Below are 22,420 nucleotides of genomic sequence, written 5' to 3' on the forward strand. Positions count from 1 at the left end.
CGCTCGCACGATCAGGTGACCTGGTCGTGCTGCGTCCTGGCTCGGCGTCGGCGGTGAGCCAGGACGCGCCACGCCGAGCCAGGACGGCTCCTGAGACGGCGGACGGCCCGGGCCCCCCGCGGGGACCCGGGCCGTCGTCCTGCGCACTCCCGCGGACGTGCACCGGGCACGTCCGCGGGAGTGCTCCGGATCAGGCGGGCAGCGAGGCCACGCCCCGCGGCAGGAACCGCTCGCCGGTGACCGCCTCGGAGACCCCGGCGCGGTCGAGGTAGGCGGAGATGCCGCCCAGCCAGAACGGCCAGCCGGCGCCCAGCACCATGCACAGGTCGATGTCCTGCACGGCCTGGACGACGCCCTCGTCGAGCATCAGCCGGATCTCCTCGGCGAGCGCCCGGACCGCGCGCTCGCGCACCTGCTCCTCGGTCTGCGGGGAGTCGCCGGCGTCGATGCCCTCGAGCTCGGGGTCGACGACGCCCGGCTCGGAGTAGACGCTGGTCTTGCCCAGCTCGACCATCCTCCTCAGCCCCTCACCGACGGCGAACCGGTCGGGGAAGGCCTCGTGCATCCGCTCGGCCACGTGCAGGGCGACCGGCGGGCCGACCAGCGTGAGCAGCTCGAACGGCGACATCGGCAGGCCCAGCGGGTCCAGCGCCCGGTCGGCGACGGCCACCGGCGTGCCCTGCTCGACGGCCGAGGTGACCTCGCCGAGGAAGCGGGTGAGCAGCCGGTTGACGACGAACGCCGGGGCGTCGGCCACGAGCACGCAGGACTTCTTCAGCGCCCTGCCGACGGCGAAGGCGGTGGCCAGCGCGGCGTCGTCGGTCTGCTCGGCGCGCACGACCTCCAGCAGCGGCAGGACCGCCACCGGGTTGAAGGAGTGCAGGCCGACGACCCGCTCGGGGTGCTCGAGCTTGGAGGCCATCTCGGTCACCGACAGCGCGGAGGTGTTGGTGGCCAGCACGCACTCGGGGGAGACGACGGCCTCCACCTCGGCGAACACCTGCTGCTTCACCGACATCTCCTCGAAGACGGCCTCGATGACGAGGTCGGCGTCGGCGAAGGCGGCCTTGTCCAGCGCGCCGGTGACCAGTCCCTTGAGCCGGTTGAGCCGGTCGGCCGAGAGCCGGCCACGGGCGGCGAGCTTCTCCAGCTCCCCGTGCACGTAGCCGACGCCCTTGTCCACGCGCGCCTGGTCGACGTCGGTGAGGACCACCGGCACCTCCAGCCGCCGCACGAACAGCAGCGCCAGCTGCGAGGCCATCAGTCCGGCGCCGACGACGCCGACCTTGGTGACCTTGCGGGCCAGCGACCTGTCCGGGGCGCCGGCCGGGCGCTTGGCGCGCTTGTTGACCAGGTCGAAGGAGTAGAGGCTGGCCCGCAGCTCGTCGCTCATCAGCAGCTCGGCGAGCGCCCGGTCCTCGGCGGCGGTGCCGGCGGTGAACGCCTCGCCGTCGGCGCCGTTGCGCGCCAGGTCGAGCAGCTCGACGGCGCGCAGGGCGCCGGGGGAGGCGTTGCGCGTGCGGGCGGCCACGATGCCGCGCGCCCGCTCGATCGCGGCGTCCCACCCGGACCGGTCGACCTCGGCGCGGGTCACCGTCACGTCGCCGTTGAGGACCGCGGCGGCCCACTCCAGCGACCGCTCGAGGAAGTCGGCCGGCTCGAACAGCGCGTCGGCGATCCCCAGCTCCGCCGCCCTCGGGCCGGGGGTGACCTTGTTCTGCGCCAGCGCGTTCTCGACGATCACGGTGACCGCCGTGTCGATCCCGACCAGGTCCGGCAGCAGCTGCGTGCCACCCCAGCCGGGCACCAGGCCGAGGAAGACCTCGGGGAAGGCGACGACGGCGGTGCTCGCGATCGTGCGGTACGAGCAGTGCAGCGCCAGCTCCAGGCCGCCGCCGAGGGCTGCGCCGTTGACGAACGCGAACGTCGGCACGGACGCGTCCTTGAGCCGCCGGAACACCCGGTGGCCGGTCTCGGCGATCTCCCGCGCCTGCTCGGCGGAGGTGATCGACGGGACGCCGGAGAGGTCGGCGCCCACGGCGAAGACGAACGGCTTCCCGGTGACCGCGACGGCCGCGGGGGCGGGCGTGTGCGCCGCGATCTCGTCGAGCGCGGCGTCCAGTGACGCCAGCCCGCCGGGGCCGAAGGTGGACGGGCGCGTGTGGTCGTGCCCGTTGTCCAGCGTGACCAGGGCGATCTCCCCGGCCAGGCCGGGGAGGCGCACGTACCGCACCTTGGCGGCGGTGACGACCTCGTTCTCCACGGCGGTGCTCACTTCGTGCCCTCCCAGTTCGGGTTCTCCCAGATCACGCTGGCGCCCATGCCCAGGCCCACGCACATGGCGGTCAGGCCGTAGCGGACGTCGGGCCGCTCGGCGAACTGCCGCGACAGCTGGGTCATGAGGCGGACGCCGGAGGAGGCCAGCGGGTGGCCGACGGCGATGGCGCCGCCCCAGGGGTTGACCCGCTCGTCGTCGTCGGCGATGCCGAAGTGGTCGAGGAAGGCCAGCACCTGGACGGCGAAGGCCTCGTTGAGCTCGAACAGGCCGATGTCGGAGATCGACAGGCCGGTGCGGGCCAGCGCCCTCTCGGTGGAGGGCACCGGGCCCACGCCCATGACCTCGGGCCCGACGCCGGCGAAGCCGTAACCCACCAGCCGCATGCCGGCGGTCAGGCCCAGCTCCTCGGCGGTCTCCTCGGCGGCCAGGATGCAGCCGGTGGCGCCGTCGTTGAGACCCGCGGCGTTGCCGGCCGTCACGCTCCCGTGCGGGCGGAACGGCGTCCTGAGCGTGGCCAGGCCCTCCAGGGTGGTGCCGGGCCGGGGCGGCTCGTCGGCGGTGGCCAGGCCCCAGCCGTGCTCGGCGCTGCGGGTGGCAACGGTGACCAGCTCCGGGCCGATCTGCCCGTTGGCGACGGCCTCGGCGTACTTCTGCTGGCTGGCGAGGGCGAACGCGTCGGCGCGCTCCCGGGTCAGGTGCGGGAAGCGGTCGTGCAGGTTCTCGGCCGTGGAGCCCATGACCAGCGCCGAGCCGTCGACGATCTGCTCGCTGAAGAACCGGGGGTTGGGGTCGGCGCCCTCGCCCATCGGGTGGCGGCCCATGTGCTCGACGCCGCCGGCGATGGCGACGTCGTAGGCGCCGAAGGCGATGCCGGAGGCGGTGGTGGTGACGGCGGTCATCGCGCCGGCGCACATGCGGTCGATCGCGTAGCCGGGGACCGACTCCGGCAGCCCGGCCAGCAGCGCGGCCGTGCGGCCGATGGTCAGCCCCTGGTCACCGACCTGGGTGGTCGCGGCGATGGCGACCTCGTCGACCCGCTCGGCCGGCAGCGCCGGGTTGCGGCGCAGCAGCTCGCGGATCACCCGCACGACCAGGTCGTCGGCGCGCGTCTCGGCGTACACGCCCTTGGGGCCGGCCTTGCCGAAGGGAGTTCGCACGCCGTCGACGAAGACGACCTCGCGCAGCGAGCGAGGCCGCCGCTCTCCAGATGTCACTCGTACCTCCGCAGCAGGGGGAGCGGTCCCCGGGCACGGGGACGGCGGAGGAGAAGTTACCCGCCGGTAACCGCTGGACCAAGCGCGACCCGACCCCTCGGGGCGGCCCCGGCGGTCCCGTCCACCCCCGAAGGGTCACGGTCCGGCAACGCCACCGACCCGGGCTTGCAACCGATGTGACAGGGAGCGCATATTGGCCGCCGCACTTCTGCAGATTCCCGACGGAATGGTGGACCCATCCATGGCGCGACGGCGCACCACGATGACGGCCCTGGCGGCCGCCCTGGTCTTCAGCCTTGCTGCCTGTGGCAGCGACAGCGGCAGCGACACCGGCAGCGGTGGTGGCGGCGGCGGTGGCGGCGGCGGCGAGTCCGCCGGCAAGGTCGGCGTCATCCTCCCCGACACCGAGTCCTCGGTGCGGTGGGAGAACTTCGACCGCCCCTACCTCGAGGCGGCCTTCGAGGAGGCCGGTGTCGAGTACGACATCCAGAACGCCGAGGGCGACGCCCAGCGGCAGGCGACCATCGCCGAGCAGATGATCACCGAGGGCGCCACCGTCCTCGCGATCGTCAACCTCGACTCGGCCTCGGGCGCGCAGATCCAGGAGCAGGCCGCCAACGAGGGCGTCCAGACGATCGACTACGACCGGCTCACCCTGGGTGGCTCGGCCGAGTACTACGTCTCCTTCGACAACACCGAGGTGGGCCGGCTCCAGGGCGCGGGCCTGCAGCAGTGCCTCGAGGCCAACGGCGTCACCCAGGGGAACATCGCGTTCCTCAACGGCTCGCCGGACGACAACAACGCGACGCTGTTCTCGTCGGGCGCCCACGAGGTCCTCGACCCGCTGACGCAGTACACGCAGGTCGCCGAGCAGGCCGTCCCCGAGTGGGACAACCAGGAGGCCGCGACGATCTTCGAGCAGATGTACACCCAGAACAACGGCAACATCCAGGGCGTGCTCGCGGCCAACGACGGTCTGGCCAACTCGGTGATCCAGATCCTCGGGCGCAACAACGCCGCCGGCGCGAACAACGTGACCGGTCAGGACGCCAGCGTCGAGGGCCTGCAGAACATCCTCAACGGCGACCAGTGCATGACGGTCTACAAGTCGGTCCGCGACGAGGCGAACGCGCTCGCCGAGCTGGCCGTCGCGCTGCTCAACGGCGAGGAGGGCGAGACCACCGGCACCGTCGAGGACCCCGAGGGTGGCCGCGAGGTCCCGTCGGTCCTGCTGACGCCGGTCTCGATCTTCCGCGACAACGTCAAGGACGTCGTCGACGACGAGTTCGTGACCGCCGAGGAGCTCTGCACCGGCGACTTCGCCGCCGCGTGCCAGGAACTCGGCATCTCGTAGTTCACAGCAGCCGCCGGGGCGTCCATCATGGGCGCCCCGGCGGCTGCTGCCGTAGCCCCGCCAGCTCGACCGAGAGGCCCGGTGTGTCCGCACCCACCGACCGTCCCCAGGACGGCACCCCCACCCTGGAACTCCGTGGCGTCAACAAGAGCTTCGGTGCCATACAGGTGCTGCACGACGTCCACCTGAAGGTCTACCCCGGCCAGGTCACCGCGCTGGTCGGCGACAACGGCGCGGGCAAGAGCACGCTCATCAAGTCCATCGCCGGGATCCACCCCATCGACTCCGGCGACGTGCTCTTCGAGGGCCGGCCGGTCACGGTCAGCGGCCCGCGCGACTCCGCGGCGCTCGGCATCGAGGTCGTCTACCAGGACCTGGCCCTGGCCGACAACCTCGACGTCGTCCAGAACATGTTCCTCGGGCGCGAGCGCAAGACCGGCTTCGTGCTGGACGAGACGTCCATGGAGCAGGCCGCTCGGGACACCCTCGCCAAGCTCTCCGTCCGGACCCTGAAGTCGGTGCGCCAGCTCGTCTCCAGCCTCTCCGGCGGTCAGCGCCAGACGGTCGCCATCGCCAAGGCCGTGCTGTGGGAGTCCAAGCTGGTCATCCTCGACGAGCCGACCGCCGCCCTCGGTGTGGCACAGACCCGGCAGGTGCTCGACCTGGTCCGGCGGCTGGCCGACACCGGCCACGCGGTGGTCTTCATCAGTCACAACATGGTCGACGTCTTCGAGGTGGCCGACCGGGTCGCGGCCCTGTACCTGGGCCGGATGGCGGCGGACATCCCCATCTCGCAGGTCGACCGTCCCCAGGTCATCGAGCTCATCACGGCGGGCCGGTCGGGCAACCTCGGCATCGCACCCGCCGAGGCCGCGGCTGTGGAGGTCTGATCCATGTCCAGCACTCTGTCCGCCCCCACCAGCGCGCAGGAGCCGGGCGGCGCGCCGTCGGGCTTCGAGGCCGACCGCAGCGCCGACTCCTTCGGCGCGAGCGTCCGGGCCTACGTCGACCGCGTCCGGGGCGGTGACCTGGGGGCGCTGCCGGCCATCCTGGGCATCGTCGCCCTCGGGCTGCTGTTCTTCGCGCTGCGGCCCGAGACGTTCCTGACCCCGCGGAACATGGCCAACCTGGCCGACCAGGCGGCGCCGATCATCATCCTGGCGATGGGGCTGGTCTTCATCCTGCTGCTGGGTGAGATCGACCTGTCCGCGGGTGTCGTCAGCGGCGTCTGCGCCGCGGTCATGGCCAAGCTGCTCGCCGATGCGGGCGCACCGTGGTACGTCTCGGTGGCGGCCGCCATCGTCACCGGCGTGGTCATCGGCCTGTTCACCGGCAGCCTCGTCGGCGTGATCGGCATCCCGTCGTTCGTCGTCACACTCGCGCTCTTCCTGGGCTGGCAGGGCTTCACCCTGCGGCTCATCGGCGAGGGCGGCACGGTGCCGGTGCGCGACCCGGTGATCTCGGCCATCAGCGACAAGAACGTGCCGGTCGCTCTCGGCTGGGTCCTGGCCCTGGTGGTCATCGCCGTCTACGCGGCGCTGCAGCTCAACCGGTTCCGGGTCCAGCGGTCCAAGGGCCTCGCGCACGCCCCGCTCGCCGTGGTGCTCGTGCGGATCGGCGTGATCGCCGCCGTCGTCGTCCTGGTCACGGCGGTGCTGAGCGTCGACCGTGCCCCGGCCGTCGGCGTGGTGCTCGCCGGGATCCCGTACGCCATCCCGCTCGTGATCCTCCTGCTGCTGGTGCTGACCTTCGTGCTCGGCCGCACGAGCTTCGGCCGGCACGTCTACGCGGTGGGCGGCAACGCCGAGGCGGCCCGGCGGGCCGGCATCAACGTCACCCGGATCCGGGTGGCCGTGTTCGTCATCGGCTCGACGCTGGCGGCGATCAGCGGCATCGTCGCGGCGGCCCGCCTGGGCTCGGTCGCGCCGGGGTCCGGCGGCGGCAACACGCTGCTGTACGCGGTCGGTGCGGCGGTCATCGGTGGCACCAGCCTCTTCGGTGGCCGGGGCCGGGTGCGCGACGCCGTCCTGGGCGGCCTGGTCGTGGCGATCATCGCCAACGGGCTCGGCCTGCTCGGCACGGAGGCGTACCTCAACTTCATCATCACCGGCGGGGTGCTCCTGCTGGCGGCCAGCGTCGACGCGCTGGCCCGTCGCCGGGCTGCGGCCACGGGCCACTAGGAGGCCCCCGCTGCAGGAGGTCCCCGAGGGGCGGTCCCGGCTCAGGCCGGGGCCGCCCCCTCGTGCGTGCGGGGGCTCAGGCGCGGGTGAGCGCGTCGGCGAGCAGCCCGCAGGTCAGCTCGACCTGCCACTCGCGGGCGCCGCCGGCGCGCAGCGCCGCGGCGACGGTCCCGGCGTCGCGCGGCTCGGGCGGGGTCCACATCAGCCGGCGCACCAGGTCGGGGGAGAGCAGGTTCTCCACCGGGACGTCGTGCTCGGCCGACAGCTGGGCCAGCCCCGTGCGGGCGGCCTGGAGCCGGGTGGCCGCGGCCGGGTCGCGGTCGGCCCAGCGGTTGACCGGTGGCGGCCCGTCGCCCGGGCGGCTGTGCGGCGGCAGCTCGGAGTCCGGCAGCGCCCGGCCGCGGGTCAGCGCGCCGAACCAGGTGCCCACCAGCCGCCGGTTGGCCCGGCCGCGGAACACCGGCAGCTCCAGCAGTGCCGCCTCGGTCTGCGGATCGGCCTGGACGGCGGCCACCATCGCCGCGTCGGGCAGCACCCGGCCGGGGGCGACGTCGCGCCGGCGGGCGAGGTCGTCACGCGCCTGCCACAGCGAGCGGAGCATCCCGAGCTGGCGCCGGTTGCGCAGCCCGTGCACGCCGGAGGTCCGGCGCCAGGGGTCCTGCCGAGGCGGCGGGGCGCCGGCGGCGAGCACCGCGGCGAACTCCTGCCGTGCCCACTCGGTCTTGCCCTGCTCGTCGAGCAGGGCGGCCAGCGCGTCGCGCAGGTCGACGAGGACCTCGACGTCGAGGGCGGCGTAGACCAGCCACTCCTCCGGCAGCGGCCGGGTGCTCCAGTCGGCGGCCGAGTGGCCCTTGACCAGCGAGTAGCCCAGCAGCGACTCGACGACGGCGGCCAGGCCCACCCGCGGCAGGCCGGCCAGGCGCGCGGCCAGCTCGGTGTCGAAGATCCGCGCGGGCACCATGCCGATCTCGGCGAGGCAGGGCAGGTCCTGGCTGGCCGCGTGCAGCACCCACTCGGCGTCGGCGATCGCGGCCTGGACGACGGACAGGTCGCCCAGCGGGATGGGGTCGACCAGCCCCGTGCCGGCGCCGGCGCGGCGCAGCTGCACGAGGTACGCGCGCTGGCCGTACCGGTAACCGGAGGCGCGCTCGGCGTCGACGGCGACCGGACCGGTCCCGGCGCGCAGCGCGTCGGCGTAGGCGGCGAGCGCCTCGGGGGTCTCGACGACCGGCGGCAGTCCGTCGCGCGGGGCCAGCAGGGGGATCGCTTCGGGAGCGTCCGGCTCGCGGTCGTCGTCCCGGGCAGCGGCGGGCAGGGGCTCGGTGCTCAGTTGCCGTCCACCTTCTCGCCCGTCCCGTCCCGTCCGCGCGTGCGCCGCACGGCTGTCCCCTCGATCGTAGAGACCGCGGCGCGTGCGCCCGGCGAGGGGGAGGGAGTCAGGACGGCTCGGGTGCCGTGCCGGCCGGGCCGAGGAGGGCGACACCGGGCGGCGGCAGCCCGGCGGCGTTGGCGAGGACCTCGAGCCAGGCGTCGAGGTGGCGGCCGAGCGCGGTGTCCTCGGCGGTCCACGACGCGCGGAGCTCGACGTCGACGGAGTGCTCGGGGCCGGCGAGGTCGCCGAAGCGGGTGGAGGCCGTGCGGGTGACCGTGCCGCCGAGCGCGTGCCAGGCCGCGCCGCACTCGCCGAGGGCGTCGGTCAGCCAGCTCCACGCGACCTCGGAGAACATCGCGTCGTCGACCATGTGCTCGTCGGTGCTCGCCGACAGGTACCCCACGCAGCGGGTGGTGCCGTCCCAGGCCTCGTGGCCGGCGGGGTCGTGCAGGACGATGAACCGGGCCACGGCGAGCTCGACCTCGTCGTCGCCCTCGCCCTCGGACACCCGCGCGGCGAGCGCGTGGGCGAAGGGCGCCAGGCGTTGCGGTGCGGGGATGTCCTCGAGGACGATCTCGGGGCGGGCCCGGACCGCGGCGAGGGACTCCAGGGCCGCGACGAAGTCGGCCGGCCGGTCGTCCCCGGGGCCGCCGGAGCCCGCGCGCGCACCGGCCCCGTCCCGGGGTCCGGCCAGACTGCGTGGCTCCACGCTCGCAGGGTAGGTGCCACGGGCCCGGTCTGTCTCGGACGCGCCGCTGCTCAGGGGTCTGGGAGGATCGGCCGTCGTGAGCACCGCACCCGCCGTTCCGCCGTCCCCCGCCGACTCGGACCTCGTGCGGGCCGCGCGGGGCCTGCCGGTGCAGCGGACGCCGGTGTGGTTCATGCGGCAGGCCGGCCGGTCGCTGCCGGAGTACCGCGCGCTGCGCGCCGGGACCGCCATGCTCGAGGCCTGCCAGGACCCCGACCTGGTCACCGAGATCACCCTGCAGCCGGTCCGCCGGCACGGCGTGGACGCCGCGATCCTCTTCTCCGACATCGTCCTGCCGCTGGTGGTCGCCGGGGTCGACATCGAGATCAAGCCGGGTGTGGGCCCGGTCGTGGCGAACCCGGTGCGCACGGTCGCCGACGTCGACGCGCTGCCCGACCTCGAGCCCGACCGGCTGGACTTCCTCGCGACGGCGGTGCGGCGGCTGGTCGCCGAGCTCGGGCCGACGCCGCTGATCGGCTTCGCCGGCGCGCCGTTCACCCTCGCCACCTACCTGATCGAGGGCGGCCCCTCCAAGGAGCACGCCCGCACCAAGGCCTTCATGTACGCCGAGCCGGAGGCCTGGAGCCGCCTGCTGACCCGGCTGGCGGTCTCGGCGGCCACCTTCCTGCGCGTCCAGATCGACTCCGGCGCCTCGGCGGTGCAGCTGTTCGACTCCTGGGCCGGCGTGCTGTCGGCCGTCGACTACGGCACCCGCGTGCTGCCGCACTCGCGGGCGGTCTTCGACGGGCTCGGGGACCGGGACGTGCCGCGGGTGCACTTCGGCGTCGGCACCGGCGAGTTGCTCGCGCTGATCGGCGACGCCGGGGCCGACGTCGTCGGCGTCGACTGGCGGGTGCCGCTGGACGAGGCGGCCCGGCGGGTGGGGCCGCAGCGGTCGCTGCAGGGCAACCTCGACCCCGCCGTCCTGCTGGCCGACCGGGCCACCGTCGACCGCGAGGTCCGCCGCGTCGTCGAGCAGGGCCGCGCCGCCCGCGGGCACGTGTTCAACCTGGGCCACGGCGTGCTGCCCGAGACCGACCCGGGTGTGCTCACGCACGTGGTGGAGCTGGTGCACGAGCTGTCCGCGCGATGACGTCCCCCGCCCGCACGACCCGCGTCGTCGTCGTCGGCGCGGGGATCGCCGGGCTGACGGCCGCCTTCGAGTGGTCCCGGCGGCGGCCCGGCGACGAGGTCGTCGTCGTCGAGGCCGGCGGGCGGATCGGCGGCAAGATCGACCGGGTCGAGCTCGCCGGCACCTGGTACGACACCGGCCCCGAGGCGGTGCTGGCCCGCGTGCCGGAGGCGGTGGAGCTGGTCGAGGCGCTCGGCCTGGGCGACCGGCTGGTGGCGCCGCGGACCACGCAGGCCGCGATCGTGCTGCCCGACGGCCGCCACCCGCTGCCGCCCGGGACGGTGCAGGGGGTGCCGACGTCGGCCGACGGGCTGGCCGGCGTGCTCACCCCCGACGGTGTCGCGCGGGTGCGGGCCGAGGCCGACCTGCCGCCGCTGCGCCTCGACGGTGACGTCTCCGTGGGCGCGCTGCTGCGGTCCCGCCTCGGGGACGAGGTGGTCGACCGGCTCGTCGAGCCGCTGCTCGGCGGGGTCTACGCCGGCCGCCCGGACGACCTCTCGCTGGCCGCCACCATGCCGGCGCTGGCCGCCCACCTCGCCGGCGCCGACTCGGTGCTCGCCGCCGCCGTGGCCGCCCGCGACGCCGGGGCGCGCAGCCGCGGCGACGTCGACGGGCCGGTGTTCGTGACCGTCGCCGACGGCCTCGGCTCGCTGCCGCAGGCGCTGGTGGCGGCGTCGGGCGCGGAGGTGCGGCTGCGCACGCCGGCGCACGCGATCCGCTGGGCGCACGGGCGGCTCGAGGTCGCGGTGGGGCCGACCGCCGCCCCCGAGGTGCTGGAGGCCGACGCCGTCGTCGTCACCGCGCCGGCCGGCAAGTCCGCGCGGCTGCTGGCGGGAGTGGCCCCGGACGCCGTCGAGCCGTTGCGGGGCATCCCGTACGCCTCGATGGCCGTCGTCGCGACGGCCTTCCCGTCCCAGCCGGTCGACGCCGGGTCGGGCCTGCTGGTCCCGCCGGTGACCGGGCGGCTGGTCAAGGGCGTGACGGTGTCGTCGTCGAAGTGGCCGCACCTGTCCGGCGACGGCCTGCTGCGGGTGCGCGCGTCCGTGGGGCGCTACGGCGACGAGTCGCAACTGCAGCGCGACGACGACGACCTGACCGCCGCGGTGGTCGCCGACGTCGCCGACCTGCTCGGCCTCGAGCGCCGCGAGCCGCTGGAGGCCCACCTCGTGCGCTGGGGCGGCGGGCTGCCGCAGTACCTCGTCGGCCATCCGCAGCGGGTGGTCGCGATCCGCGACGCCGTCGGCGCCGTGCCGGGGCTCGCGGTGGCCGGGGCGGCCTACGACGGCGTCGGCGTGCCGGCCTGCATCCGCGGCGCGCGCCGCGCGGTCGAGGCGCTGGCCTGACACCGCCTGGGAGGCTGGCGCCGTGACCGCCTCCCTCCTCCTGCGCGCCGCCCTGCTCGGGACCGCCGCCGGGGGCCGCAGCTCCCTCGGCCTCGCCGCCCCCGCGCTCACCGCTCCCGCGCGGCTGCCGGTGCGCCTGGCCGCGCTCGCCGCCGTCGCGGGGGAGGTCGTCGCCGACAAGCTGCCGGGCACCCCGTCCCGCACCGTCCCGCCGAGCGCCGCGTTCCGGCTGGCCTCCGGTGCCGGCGGCGGCGCGCTGCTCGCCCGGCGGGGGCACGCCGGGGTCGTGCTGCCCGTCCTGGCCGGGGCGGCCGGTGCCGCGGCGGGCACGCTCGGCGGCGCGCGGTGGCGGGCCCGGGCGGGGGAGCGGGTGCCGGACTGGCAGGCCGCACTGGCCGAGGACGCCGTCGTCCTCGCGCTGGCCACGCTCGCCTGCCTGCCCGGACGGCGCGGCCGGGGGCGCGGGACAATGGGGGCATGAGCGAGCAGACCGAGACCAAGAGCGTCGGCAAGCGGGCGAACGAGCTCAACTCCCTGATCCGCTACACGATGTGGTCGGTGTTCCGGCTCACGCGGCCGCTGGCCGACGACCAGCGCACCGCGGCCGCCGACGAGGTCGCGGGCCTGTTCGAGGAGCTGGCCGGCAAGGGCGTCGTCGTCCGCGGGACCTACGACGTCGCCGCGCTGCGCGCCGATGCCGACGTGATGGTCTGGTGGCACGCCGAGACGCCCGAGGCGCTGCAGGAGGCCTACACCCGGCTGCGCCGCACCCAGCTCGGCCGCTCGCTGGACCCGGTGTGGTCGCAGATGGCGCTGCACCGGCCGGCGGAGTTCAACCGCAGCCACATCCCGGCGTTCCTCGCGGAGGAGGAGCCGCGGCGCTACGTCTGCGTCTACCCGTTCGTGCGGTCCTACGAGTGGTACCTGCTGCCCGACGAGGAGCGGCGGGACATGCTCAAGGAGCACGGCATGCAGGCCCGGCCCTACCCCGACGTGCGGGCCAACACGGTGGCCTCCTTCGGCCTCGGTGACTACGAGTGGATGCTCGCCTTCGAGGCCGACGAGCTGCACCGCATCGTCGACCTCATGCGCGACCTGCGGGCCAGCCGCGCCCGCCGGCACGTCCGCGAGGAGGTGCCGTTCTACACCGGCGTCCGCAAGCCCGTCGCCGAGCTGGTCCGCGACCTCGCCTGAGCGAGGGCCCCGTCCTCCCCGCCCCTCGCGAGTCCGGGGCGGGACCGGGACGGGGCCGACGCTCAGCCCTCGGCGGGCTGCAGGCGGATGCTCACCGAGTTGATGCAGTAGCGGTCGCCGGTCGGCGTCTGCGGGGCGTCCTCGAAGACGTGGCCGAGGTGGCTGTGGCAGGTGCCGCACAGGACCTCGACGCGCAGCATGCCGAGGCTGCGGTCCTCGCGGAGCACCACGTGGTCCTGCGCGGACGGCTCGTAGAAGGACGGCCAGCCGCAGTGCGAGTCGAACTTGGTCTCCGAGCGGAACAGCTCGGCGCCGCAGGCCCGGCAGGTGTAGACGCCGACGGTCTTCGTGTCGACGTACTCACCGGTCCACGGCCGCTCGGTGCCGGCCTGGCGCAGCACCGCGTACTCCTGCGGGGACAGCTGGGCGCGCCACTCCGCGTCGCTCTTGGTCACCTTCGGCTGGGAAGCGGACGTCGTCATGCCAGGGGCAACGGGCGGCGCCACGGCGGGATTCCCCGCGTCAGCGGCCCAGACCGGCCTCGCGCGCCCGCACGATCGCCTGCGCACGGTCGGTGACCTGCAGCTTGGTCAGCACGTTGGACACCACGTTGCGCACCGTCTTCGGCGACAGGTACAGCGCCGCGGCGATCTGCGGGTTGGACCGCCCGGCCGCCACCAGGTCGAGCACCTCGCGCTCGCGGGCGGTCAGCTGCGGGAAGGCGGTCTCCGGACCGGCCGGACCCGCGGTGAAGAACTCCGCGATCCGCCGGGCCAGCGCGGCACCGAACACCGCCCCGCCCGAGGCGACCGTGGTGATCGCCCGGACCACCTCCTCCTGGTCGGCGCCCTTGAGCAGGTAGCCCCGGGCACCGGCCCGGACGGCGGCGAACACGGTGCCGTCGTCCTCGCTCATGGTCAGCACCACCACCCCCACCGACGGCGTCTCGACGGCGATCCGCCGGGTCGCCTCGATGCCGTCGAGCACCGGCATCTGCACGTCCATGACGACGACGTCGGGCAGCTGGTCGCGGACCACCTCGACCGCCGCCGCGCCGTCGGCCGCGGTGCCGACCACCTCCAGGCCCGGCACCGAGCCGAGCAGCAGCGCCAGCCCGTCCCGGTACACCGGGTGGTCGTCGGCGACGACGATCCGCAGCGGCTCGTCCTCAGTCACGCGGTTCCCCTCCCTCGACGGGCAGCACCGCCCGCACCTGCGTCCCGCCCTCCGCCGGGCAGCTGACCGTGCAGCGCCCGCCGAGCTCGGCGGCCCGCTCGCGCAGCGACACCAGCCCGACGCCTGCCGCGCGGTCGGGCGGGATGCCCACGCCGTCGTCGGCCACCGTCACCTCCAGGGCGCCGTCGGCGTCGCGGGCCAGCCGCACCCGCACCCGCGTGGCCGACGCGTGCCGCGCCGCGTTGGCCAGCGCCTCCGACGCGATCCGGTAGGCCGCCACCTCCACGGCCGCGGGCAGGTCGGCGAGCCCCTCGGCCTCGACGGTCACCGGCACCGCCGGCGCCAGCAGCCGCTCGGCCTGCTGGCGCACCGCACCGGCCAGCCCGAGGTCGTCGAGCGCGGGCGGGCGCAGGTCGTGCACCAGCCGGCGCACGTCGGCCAGCGCGGCGGCGACGTCGTCGCGCGCCTGGCGCAGCAGCGCGTCGGCGTCGTCGGGGCGGCTCGCGGCCAGGTTGCGCGCGGTGTCGATGCGCAGCACCACCGCGCCGAGCGAGGGGCCGAGCCCGTCGTGCAGGTCGCGGCGCAGTCGGCGGCGCTCCTCCTCGCGGGCGGTGACCAGCTGCTCGCGGCTGGCCTGCAGCTGGGCGGCCAGCGACCCGGCGCGGGCGGCCGCCGCGGCCTGCCGGACGACGTCGGCGAGCAACCGCTCGTCGCGGGGAACCAGGTGCGCGCGGACGCCGGAGCGGGGGAGCACCAGCCGGCCGACCTCCTCGCCGCGGTAGGCGATCGGCAGGGACTGCACGGCGCCGGGGCGGGTGCCGTGCTCGGCGAGCAGCCGGCCGCCGTCGGCGGAGTCCACCTCGACGCCCACGTAGGGGGTGCGGAACGCCTCGGCGATGCCGGCCGCGACCGCCATGAGCTGCTCCTCGGCGCCGTCGGAGCGCTCGAGCCGCTCGGCCAGGCCGGAGACGACGCGGTAGGGGTCCTCCCGCTCGCCGAGGACCCACCGGCGGACCAGCCGCCACAGCGGCGCGCGCAGCGGGACGTACACGCCGGCCACCAGCAGCAGGGTCAGCAGGGTCGCGTCGCGCCCGCCGAGGGCGTCGCCGAGCAGGGCGCCGGCCGCGCCGAGCACCAGCAGGTCGAGCAGCACCACGCCGACGGCGAGGCCGCCGTACACGAGGGTGCCGCCGAGGAGCCGGTCGATGTCCACCGCGCGCGGCCGCAGGACGCCGACGGCGACCGCGGCACCGGTGAGCGTGACCGCGACGGACAGCGCGACCGAGGCCTCGTCCCCGGGGACGAAGAGGACGGTGAGCATGACGAGGAGGTCGACGACGGCCGCCCAGAGCAGCCAGCGCATCCGCCGCCGGTCCTCGCCGTCGGCCCGCCGGTACCGGACGACGACGGCGGCGACGGGGACGACCACGCCCAGGAGCGCGAGGGGGAACGCCAGCCGCAGGAGTGGGAGCGCGATCGACTCGGGCAGCGGCAGGCTGGTGGGATCCAGGTCGAGCGAGCGGTAGACGGCCGGGGTCTCGGTGCCGGCGCGCGCGTCCGCGATCCGGGACGGCACGACCAGCAGCAGCGTCGGCAGGAGCGCGGTCATCGCCAGGCTGAGCACGCCGGCCGGCCGCCAGCGCCCGGACGGCAGCCGCCCGTGGGGGTACAGCAGGAGGAGGAGGGGCAGCTCGAGCAGCAGCCAGGCGCCGAACCGGTTCACGAACCAGAACGCGGCCGTGGCCCCCGCCAGCGGCGGGTCGTCCTGCACGGCGAAGGTCAGCCACGACTGTGCGAGGCCGTCGAGGGCCCACAGCAGGCCGGTGCCACCGACCACCCAGGAGACGGCGTTGCGCGGGGCGCGGCGCAGGAGCAGGGCGGCGGGGACGGCGAGCCCGGCACCGGGCAGGGCGACGGTCCAGCCGGGCGTCGTCTGCGCGGCGTCGCGGGCGGCGCCCGGCGTCACCCCGTCGAGGACGGCCGCCCCGACCGCGGCGGCCACGGTGACCGCGACGAGCAGCCACCCGGCCACGCGCAGCGCGGGTGCGGCACCCGCGGCCCGCTCGCGCGGCGCGGGAGGACCGGCCTCCGGCGCCGTCGTGGGCCCGGTCACCGGGGCCTGGGTCTGCACGCGGGCGATCCTCGCCGACCTCCGTCCCGGCCGTCACGAGGCCGGTGTCCCGTGTCGCCCGGGACGGCGACCGGGACCGCATCCGTGGCGCTGCGCCCTGGCTGCCCGGGACGCGTCCCCGAGACGGTTCCTCCACCGGCGCACAGGGCGCCGCCACCACGACCAGGGAGACGAGATGTCCCTCAGCACCACCCCCGCGCCGGCCCGCACCGACGCCGCCGGGCTCCGGCCCGCCGGTCCGGCACCCCGTCCCGTCGCGTCCACCCGCTCGGTCCGCCGCGCCGGCATCGCGGTCGCCACCGGCTCGGCCGCCTGGGCGGCGGCGACCCTCGCCTTCGGCATCGACCCCGTCATCGGGTGGCAGGACCTCGTCTACGAGCTGACCGCGCTGCTGTTCCAGTTCGGCCTCGTCGCCCTGGTCTCCGTGCAGCTGACCACCGGGGCGATCGGGACCGGCCGGCTCGCCCGGACCCTCCTGCACGTGGAGCACGTGCTGCTCGGTCTGGCGATCGTCTCGACGGGGACCTCGGCGTTCCTGCCGCAGTACGAGGAGGAGGCCTGGTACCTGGCCCTCGACGCCTTCTGGCCCCTGTCGATGGTGGGCATGTTCCTCATCGGCATCCGCATCGCGATCGCGGGCCGCTGGACCGGGGCTGCCCGGTGGTGGCCGCTGGGCGCCGAGAGCTGGGCGCCGATCAACATCCCGGTCGCGCAGATCGCGCCGGCCGCCGTCCCCTACACCGCCGCCGGCCACCTGCTGGTCGGCTACGTCGCCCTCGGGATCGTCCTCGCCACCCGGCCGCACCTGACCGGGGCGCGCGACTAGCGGGCACCGGTCCCGCGCCGACGGCGCCCCGCCACCCCGTGACCCCGGGTGGCGGGGCGCCGCCGTGCGCACGGGGAGACTGGACGGCGTGACACCGCCCGACGCGCCCCTGGCCGACACCTGGTTCTCCCGCGACCTGCCCGTGCTGCGGGCCGTCGCCCGGCTGGTGGACGAGCCGAAGCACGGCGGGGCGCCGTACCTGCTCGGCTCCGTCGTCCCGGGCAGCGGCCTGCCCAAGGAGCAGGTGATCGCCGCGGCGAAGGCGCTCGCCGCGGCGGGCTACATCGAGCCGCTGACCAACCACGCCGGCGACATCGTGCGGATCACCGGCATCTCCGCCGAGGCGCGGCGGCTGGCGGGGCTGTGGCCGACCCCGCAGGGGGAGTGGGAGCGGCTGCTGGAGCAGGCGCAGGTCCGGGCCGAGCGGGCGCCGACGGACGTCGAGCGCGACCGCTGGCGGGCCTTCGCCGACGCCGCGCGGGCGGTGGGCCCGGACGCGGGGGCGCTGCTCATGCAGGCGCTGGTCGGCGGGTACGTGCCCCGGGCGCGCTGACCGGGCCCCCGACGACAGCGCCCCGCCCGGAGGACCGGACGGGGGCGCTGTGCTGATCAGGAGATCAGAGCGGGGTGACGTTGGCCGCCTGCGGGCCCTTCTGGCCCTGCTCGACGTCGAACGAGATCCGCTGGCCTTCGTCGAGCGAGCGGTACCCGCTGGTCTGGATGGCCGAGTAGTGGACGAACACGTCAGGTCCGCCACCGTCCGGGGTGGCGAAGCCGAACCCCTTCTCCGCGTTGAACCACTTGACAGTTCCTTCGGGCATTGCTCGCTCCTAGCTGCGATGGTGCATCGGGGTCCTGCCAGAGCGCAGGGCCTTCCCGACGCGAGGAACCCTAGCCGTCCGGAGCGCTCTTGCCGACCCCAGGGCCCCCGCGCGGCGCGTTCCGACCTGCGTTCCTCACGCTGAGCGACCTCCGGGAGCCGCCGCTGCGCCGTCCGGGGGACCGCCGTCCGCCCGGACCGGGGCCCGCGGTGGTGGTCTTGCGGCGATCGTGCGGTTGCCCTCAGCCGGCGCTGCGGCGCGACGGTCAGTGTCGTCGTCGCCGGGACGGACCCCGGCCCGCCGACCCCGAGGAGCCCGTCATGGAGACCCCCGCGCGCCCGCTCGTGCTCGTCGAGCTGGGCGACCTCGACACCGCCGACCTCGACGCCGTGCTGCGCGCCGAGCTCGACGAGCCGGCCGCCGCCGAGGTCCCGGACGCCGTGGCGGACGGGCCGGCCGCCGACGAGCTGGCCGCCCTCCTGGCCGACGTCCTGCGCTCCACCGGCACCGCCGCGGCCCTGGCGCACCGCCTCGGCGCGCACGCCGCCCTGCTCGCCGACTGAGTCGGCTCCGGCCCGCCGGTCCTGGCCCCCGCACCACGGGGGCGCGGGGTCCAGGACCCGGCGGTCACGACTCGCAGCCGACCCCGTCGCCGTCCCGGTCGAACTTCGGGTCCCAGCCCGGGTCGCCGGCGTGGATCGGTGCCGCCCCGGCCGCCCTGACCGCGGTGCAGTTGGCGTACGCCGGCCCGCCCACGGGCGCGGGCACGGGGGCCGGGACGGGAACAGGTGCGGGAGCAGGGCCGGCGCGGGTGCCGGGACGGGCACGGGGACCGGCGCGGGCGCTGCGTGCTCGGCACGGGGGCCGCCGTGGTCGGCCGGCCGGTCGTCGGTGGAGCGGTCGTCGGCGCGGCGGTGCTGGGCGCCGCGGTGCTGGGCGCGGCGGTGGCGGGCGCGGTGGTGGTCGGCGCGGCGGTCCGCGCCACGGGGGCGACCACGCCGCCGGGCAGCGGCTCGCCCGGGCAGGTGCTCAGCACGGTGGCGATCGCGTTGCGCTCGGCCTGCGTCGTCCAGAGCCCGTAGATGACCTTCACCGCGACCTGCCGGGCCACGTAGGCGCAGCGGTACCCGCGGGCCGGCGGCAGCCAGGTGGCGGCGTCGCCGTCGCCCTTCTGCAGGTTGAGCGGACCGTCGACGGCGAGCAGGTTGAGCGGGTCGTTGGCGAACTGCGTGCGGCGGGCCGTGTCCCACTGCTGGGCGCCCTTCTGCCAGGCGTCCGACAGCGCGACGACGTGGTCGATCTGGACGTCGTCGCTGGTGGTCTGACCGCGCCGGAAGGCGATCGTGGCGCCGGAGTAGGGGTCGGCGAGCGTCCCGGTGAGGACGACGCATCCGCGCGTGGCGGGCTTGAACGTCTCGCCGGTGAGGTCCCGGGCGAGGACGTCGTTGCGGGTGTCGCAGCCGTTGCGGTCGGTGTCGACCCAGCCGGCGCCGAACAGGTCGCGGTCGTAGCCGGTGCGCGGGGCACGGCCCTGCACGGGGACGGCGGCCAGCGCCGCGAGCGCGGTGGCGGGCGCGGCGGTCCCCACGGCGGCGTCGGCGGCGGTGTCGGAGAGCAGCCCCGTGGCGGGGTCGACCGGGGCGACGGCGGACTCGCTGGTCTCCGCCTGCTCCAGCGCGTCCTCGGCGGCGGCGACCTGCGCCTCCGCGGCGGCGCTCCGCTCGGCGGCCGACGACGTGCCGGTGGCGGCCGCCGACGTGCTCGCGGGCGCCGAGGTGGCGGTGGGCTCGGTCCGCGGCGCGGTGACGCCGCCGACGACGACCGCCGCGAGGCCCGCGGCGAGGACGGCACCGCCCACGCCGCGCGAGGCGACGAACGCCCACCGCGCCCGGCCGGCGACGACCGCGCCGAGGCCGACGAGGAGGGCCGCGACCCCGAGCGCGAGCAGCCCGCCGGGGAGCCCGGAGGTGACGACCCCCGCGACCACGCAGAGCAGGACGACCGCCGCGACGGCCCCCAGGACCAGCCGCTGCCGGCCGCTCCCGACCGGCGCCGGTGCGGGAGGCAGGGGAGCGGGGACCGGAGGCAGGGGGGCGGGTGCCGCAGGCAGGGGAGCGGGGCCGGTGCCGGGACCGCGGCCGGGACCGCGGCCGGCGGGACCGCTCCGTGACGCGCGTCGTCGGTGAAGGCGACGAGGACCTCGACCGGGTCGGTCCCGGCGAACGGGAACTGCACGTCGACGCGCGTCTCCACCGCGCCGGGCAGCGCGGCGGCGAACGCGCGGTCGCCCCTCGCGCTCGACGTCAGCTTCGCGGCGTCGACGTAGAGGGTGACCGTGCGGCCGGCGGGCGTCGTCGACACCAGGCGGAGGTAGGTGGCACTGCTGCCCTCGCGCGGGGGGACGACGTCGAAGCCGAGCGCCGCGGCCTTCGACACCACGGCGCGCATCGGCGTCTCCGGCGAGCGCTGCCGGTGGTGGCGCAGGATCGCCTGGACGGCAGGGTCGGACAACGACGACATGAGCGGTCTCCCCGTGTGCTCCGGTGCACCGATCCGCCATGGTGCGGTACGGGAACGTCGACGTACAGGAACACCAGGGACCGGCGGGGCACGTGGGAGGCCCGGTGCGCACGGGCCGAGCGGCCGCGGGGACGGGACCTCCGGCTGCCCCGGCCGCACGGAGAGCGACAGTCCGCACCACCGACCGCAGGAGGCACCGTGACCGACCCCCCCCCGTCCCTCACCACCGAGGAGGAGTGGCGGGAGTCCCAGGTCCTCCACGTCCTCCAGGTCCTCCCGCGGACCCGGCACCTCGACCGCATCCGGAACTCCACGGGCCGGCTGCCGGCTCTCGTGGTCGCCGGGGTCCTCACCGGCCTCGTCGCCGCCGTCGTCGCCGCGCCCTCGTACTCCCCGGCGGGAGCGGAGCAGGGCCCTCCACCGAGGACCGCGCCGGCCAGTTCCCAGCAGCACGGCGACCAACGCCCCGCGAGCCCGTTGCCGGTACCGGGACCGCCCGCGGCCGTGACGGCGTGCCCCGGCTCGGTGGCGCAGCCGGTCCGGCGCACCCGCGGATGGGCGACGACGTGGTCGAGCAGCCGGAGACCCTGGGCGCCGGGCACGCCGAGCACCCGGTCGACGCCCTGCCCGGCCGGCCGGTCGCCGAGGTGGTCGCCGGCGGTGTACGGCGCCGGCGCTCACGCGGGCACCTGCTCGTCGAGCCAGTCGAACACGCGCTCGCCGCGCAGGCCGGCGGCCGTGGGCTCGCAGTGGGAGTCGGCGCCCTCCTCGGCGGTGAAGCGCACGAGCGTGACCGGGCAGGTCAGCTTCGCCGCCAGCTGCGCGGACTGCCCGGGCCAGAACTGCTCGTGCTCGGGGTCGGTGACCAGCAGCGGGCAGCGGATCGCCGCGGCCTGCTCGTCGGTGAGGGTGTAGGCGCGGGCGGCGGTGAAGAAGTCGAACGGCGAGGTCACGCCGTAGGGCCGCATCCGCCACTGCAGCATGGTCCGGGTGGCCGGCGACAGCTTGAGGGCCCAGCGCATCTCGGTGTCGAACCGGTCGCGGTCGCCGGCGTCCAGCATCCGCACGAGGCGGTGCGGCAGCTGGGCGAGCATCGTGGTGGAGACGTCGACGACCCCGGGGTCGGCGACCGCCGCGGCCACCCGGTGCTCGGCGGCCAGCGCCCGCGGCACCCAGTAGCCGCCCTGGCTCACGCCCATGACGGCGATGCGGGCCGGGTCGACGTCGGCCCGGGCCACGAGGGCGTCGACCACCGGGGTGAGCACGTGCTCCCAGTCGGGCCGGAACGGGATGCCCTGCCGCAGGAGCGCGGCGTTCTGGCCGGGGCCGTCGTAGGTCATGGCGTTCCAGCCGCGGGACAGCGCGTCGGCGATCCCACGGGTCCAGGCGCCGACCACCGAGCCGTCACTGCCGTTCGTGTAGACGAGGGTGCGGCGCGGCTCGTCCGCCGGACCGGAGCGGAAGAGGTAGCCGGGCAGGGTGGTCCCCTCGTAGGGGACGAGGAGGCGCTCGACCGCCACGTCCCCGACGGCGTCGGTGAGGTCGACGAAGCGGTCCCACGCGTCGCGGTGCCGCTCCCACAGGGCCGCGAAGTCCCCGGTGGCGTCGGCCTGGTCGGTCGCCTCGGACCAGTAGCCGGAGGCCCGCAGCCAGCGGGCCGCCGCGGTGCGGCGGTGCCCGGCGTCCTCGGCGGCCCGCGCCTGACCGGCGAGCCGCTCGGCGGTGGCGCTCCACTGCCGCACCCAGGCCCGCCGGTCGCCGTTCGGGATCCGGTCGACGGTGGTCAGCACCTCGCCCACGTCGGCGGCGCGGGACCAGGTGGCGCCGAGGACGCCCTCGACGGCGAACTGGAGGTCGGGGTCCTTGAAGAAGGCGTGCACGTCGGTCTCCGATCGGCAGGGGAGGACCGCACCGTCGCCGCGCCGGCTCCAACCCGGCTCCAATCCCGGGCCGGGCCGGGGGAGGGGCCCGCGTCCGCGGCTGGCGCGGCAGCGGAGCCGGGAGGGCGACGGTGGCCGCACCGCCCGCCAGGGGCGGTCCACCCGAGGAGACGACCCGTGGACGCCTCCGTGCAGGACCTCGTCGCCGTGCTGCGGCGCGACGGGCAGCGCCCGGTCCTGCGGCACGACCG

The 22,420-nt window shown here is 76.0% G+C and carries 19 protein-coding genes; 9 read left to right on the forward strand and 10 right to left on the reverse strand.

All coding sequences use genetic code 11. The annotated features are described in order from the left end of the window. Positions 1-190: 190 nt before the first annotated feature. Together JD79_RS13915 and JD79_RS13920 are read right to left on the reverse strand one after the other, a co-directional pair. Positions 191-2,275, reverse strand: a complete 2,085-nt coding sequence (locus JD79_RS13915) for a 3-hydroxyacyl-CoA dehydrogenase NAD-binding domain-containing protein (protein WP_110006001.1) — start codon at positions 2,273-2,275, stop codon at positions 191-193. Further along, positions 2,272-3,492, reverse strand: a complete 1,221-nt coding sequence (locus JD79_RS13920; protein ID WP_110006002.1) for a thiolase family protein — start codon at positions 3,490-3,492, stop codon at positions 2,272-2,274. The genes JD79_RS13915 and JD79_RS13920 overlap by 4 nt, the downstream gene beginning before the upstream one ends. 241 nt (positions 3,493-3,733) lie before the next feature. On the opposite strand from JD79_RS13920, the gene JD79_RS13925 reads away from it, so the two are divergent. The 3 genes from JD79_RS13925 (at position 3,734) to JD79_RS13935 (ending at position 7,026) form a co-directional block, all read left to right on the forward strand. Beyond that, positions 3,734-4,846 carry a sugar ABC transporter substrate-binding protein gene (locus tag JD79_RS13925; RefSeq protein WP_110006003.1) on the forward strand — a complete coding sequence of 371 codons (1,113 nt, stop codon included), beginning with the start codon at positions 3,734-3,736 and terminating at the stop codon, positions 4,844-4,846. 83 nt (positions 4,847-4,929) lie between these two features. Beyond that, the gene (locus JD79_RS13930) at positions 4,930-5,736 is read left to right on the forward strand and encodes an ATP-binding cassette domain-containing protein (protein WP_211307973.1); all 807 of its coding nucleotides are present in this window, start codon (positions 4,930-4,932) and stop codon (positions 5,734-5,736) included. A 3-nt stretch (positions 5,737-5,739) separates the two neighbouring features. After that, the gene (locus JD79_RS13935; protein ID WP_110006004.1) at positions 5,740-7,026 is read left to right on the forward strand and encodes a sugar ABC transporter permease; all 1,287 of its coding nucleotides are present in this window, start codon (positions 5,740-5,742) and stop codon (positions 7,024-7,026) included. 76 nt (positions 7,027-7,102) lie between these two features. Here the strand turns inward: JD79_RS13935 and JD79_RS13940 are convergent, their stop codons facing one another. Together JD79_RS13940 and JD79_RS13945 are read right to left on the reverse strand one after the other, a co-directional pair. Beyond that, positions 7,103-8,509: a ribonuclease D gene (locus JD79_RS13940; protein WP_245900092.1), complete on the reverse strand. Its 1,407-nt coding sequence runs from the start codon at positions 8,507-8,509 to the stop codon at positions 7,103-7,105. After that, complete coding sequence (locus tag JD79_RS13945) at positions 8,463-9,107, reverse strand: DUF3000 domain-containing protein (RefSeq protein ID WP_245900093.1); 645 nt, start codon at positions 9,105-9,107, stop codon at positions 8,463-8,465. Before JD79_RS13945 ends, JD79_RS13940 begins: the two co-directional genes overlap by 47 nt. 76 nt (positions 9,108-9,183) lie before the next feature. Between JD79_RS13945 and hemE the strand changes: the two genes are divergently transcribed. From hemE to hemQ, 4 genes are read left to right on the forward strand one after another with little or no spacing between them, the layout of a single operon-like run. Continuing rightward, positions 9,184-10,239 (forward strand): uroporphyrinogen decarboxylase, encoded by a 1,056-nt coding sequence (gene hemE, locus JD79_RS13950; RefSeq protein WP_211307975.1) that lies wholly within the window; start codon positions 9,184-9,186, stop codon positions 10,237-10,239. Further along, the gene (gene hemG, locus JD79_RS13955) at positions 10,236-11,621 is read left to right on the forward strand and encodes a protoporphyrinogen oxidase (protein ID WP_110006005.1); all 1,386 of its coding nucleotides are present in this window, start codon (positions 10,236-10,238) and stop codon (positions 11,619-11,621) included. The genes hemE and hemG overlap by 4 nt, the downstream gene beginning before the upstream one ends. 22 nt (positions 11,622-11,643) lie before the next feature. Further along, positions 11,644-12,102, forward strand: coding sequence for a hypothetical protein (locus JD79_RS13960; RefSeq protein WP_110006006.1), 459 nt, complete (start codon positions 11,644-11,646; stop codon positions 12,100-12,102). After that, positions 12,099-12,815, forward strand: a complete 717-nt coding sequence (hemQ, locus tag JD79_RS13965; protein ID WP_110006007.1) for a hydrogen peroxide-dependent heme synthase — start codon at positions 12,099-12,101, stop codon at positions 12,813-12,815. Before JD79_RS13960 ends, hemQ begins: the two co-directional genes overlap by 4 nt. Positions 12,816-12,877: 62 nt before the next feature. Here hemQ and msrB read toward each other — a convergent pair whose 3' ends face one another. The 3 genes from msrB to JD79_RS13980 all read right to left on the reverse strand — a co-directional run bounded on the left by msrB (position 12,878) and on the right by JD79_RS13980 (position 16,122). Further along, positions 12,878-13,270, reverse strand: coding sequence for a peptide-methionine (R)-S-oxide reductase MsrB (gene msrB, locus JD79_RS13970; RefSeq protein WP_245900094.1), 393 nt, complete (start codon positions 13,268-13,270; stop codon positions 12,878-12,880). 67 nt (positions 13,271-13,337) lie between these two features. After that, positions 13,338-13,991, reverse strand: a complete 654-nt coding sequence (locus JD79_RS13975) for a response regulator transcription factor (RefSeq protein ID WP_245900095.1) — start codon at positions 13,989-13,991, stop codon at positions 13,338-13,340. Beyond that, positions 13,984-16,122 carry a sensor histidine kinase gene (locus tag JD79_RS13980; protein ID WP_110006009.1) on the reverse strand — a complete coding sequence of 713 codons (2,139 nt, stop codon included), beginning with the start codon at positions 16,120-16,122 and terminating at the stop codon, positions 13,984-13,986. The genes JD79_RS13975 and JD79_RS13980 overlap by 8 nt, the downstream gene beginning before the upstream one ends. Positions 16,123-16,297: 175 nt before the next feature. On the opposite strand from JD79_RS13980, the gene JD79_RS13985 reads away from it, so the two are divergent. Continuing rightward, positions 16,298-16,948 carry a hypothetical protein gene (locus JD79_RS13985; protein WP_110006010.1) on the forward strand — a complete coding sequence of 217 codons (651 nt, stop codon included), beginning with the start codon at positions 16,298-16,300 and terminating at the stop codon, positions 16,946-16,948. 88 nt (positions 16,949-17,036) lie between these two features. Beyond that, positions 17,037-17,501, forward strand: coding sequence for a hypothetical protein (locus tag JD79_RS13990; RefSeq protein ID WP_110006011.1), 465 nt, complete (start codon positions 17,037-17,039; stop codon positions 17,499-17,501). A 64-nt stretch (positions 17,502-17,565) separates the two neighbouring features. Here JD79_RS13990 and JD79_RS13995 read toward each other — a convergent pair whose 3' ends face one another. From JD79_RS13995 to JD79_RS14015, 3 genes are all read right to left on the reverse strand, one after another. Then, positions 17,566-17,769, reverse strand: coding sequence for a cold-shock protein (locus JD79_RS13995; protein ID WP_073420333.1), 204 nt, complete (start codon positions 17,767-17,769; stop codon positions 17,566-17,568). A 265-nt stretch (positions 17,770-18,034) separates the two neighbouring features. Then, positions 18,035-19,756, reverse strand: coding sequence for an HNH endonuclease family protein (locus JD79_RS24545; RefSeq protein ID WP_425454177.1), 1,722 nt, complete (start codon positions 19,754-19,756; stop codon positions 18,035-18,037). Positions 19,757-20,966: 1,210 nt separating this feature from the next. Continuing rightward, the gene (locus JD79_RS14015) at positions 20,967-22,169 is read right to left on the reverse strand and encodes an alpha/beta hydrolase family protein (protein WP_110006014.1); all 1,203 of its coding nucleotides are present in this window, start codon (positions 22,167-22,169) and stop codon (positions 20,967-20,969) included. Between the last annotated feature and the right edge of the window lie 251 nt (positions 22,170-22,420).

Origin of the sequence: Geodermatophilus normandii, from assembly GCF_003182485.1 — a bacterium.
GTDB classification, from domain to species: domain Bacteria; phylum Actinomycetota; class Actinomycetes; order Mycobacteriales; family Geodermatophilaceae; genus Geodermatophilus; species Geodermatophilus normandii.

What these genes read in the sequence shown, in the direction of transcription:
- JD79_RS13925 (WP_110006003.1), top strand. Translation starts at nt 3,734, where the DNA reads ATGGCGCGACGGCGCACCACGATGACGGCCCTGGCGGCCGCCCTGGTC.
- JD79_RS13935 (WP_110006004.1), top strand. Translation starts at nt 5,740, where the DNA reads ATGTCCAGCACTCTGTCCGCCCCCACCAGCGCGCAGGAGCCGGGCGGC.
- hemG (WP_110006005.1), top strand. Translation starts at nt 10,236, where the DNA reads ATGACGTCCCCCGCCCGCACGACCCGCGTCGTCGTCGTCGGCGCGGGG.
- hemQ (WP_110006007.1), top strand. Translation starts at nt 12,099, where the DNA reads ATGAGCGAGCAGACCGAGACCAAGAGCGTCGGCAAGCGGGCGAACGAG.
- JD79_RS13985 (WP_110006010.1), top strand. Translation starts at nt 16,298, where the DNA reads ATGTCCCTCAGCACCACCCCCGCGCCGGCCCGCACCGACGCCGCCGGG.
- JD79_RS13995 (WP_073420333.1), bottom strand. Translation starts at nt 17,769, where the DNA reads ATGCCCGAAGGAACTGTCAAGTGGTTCAACGCGGAGAAGGGGTTCGGC.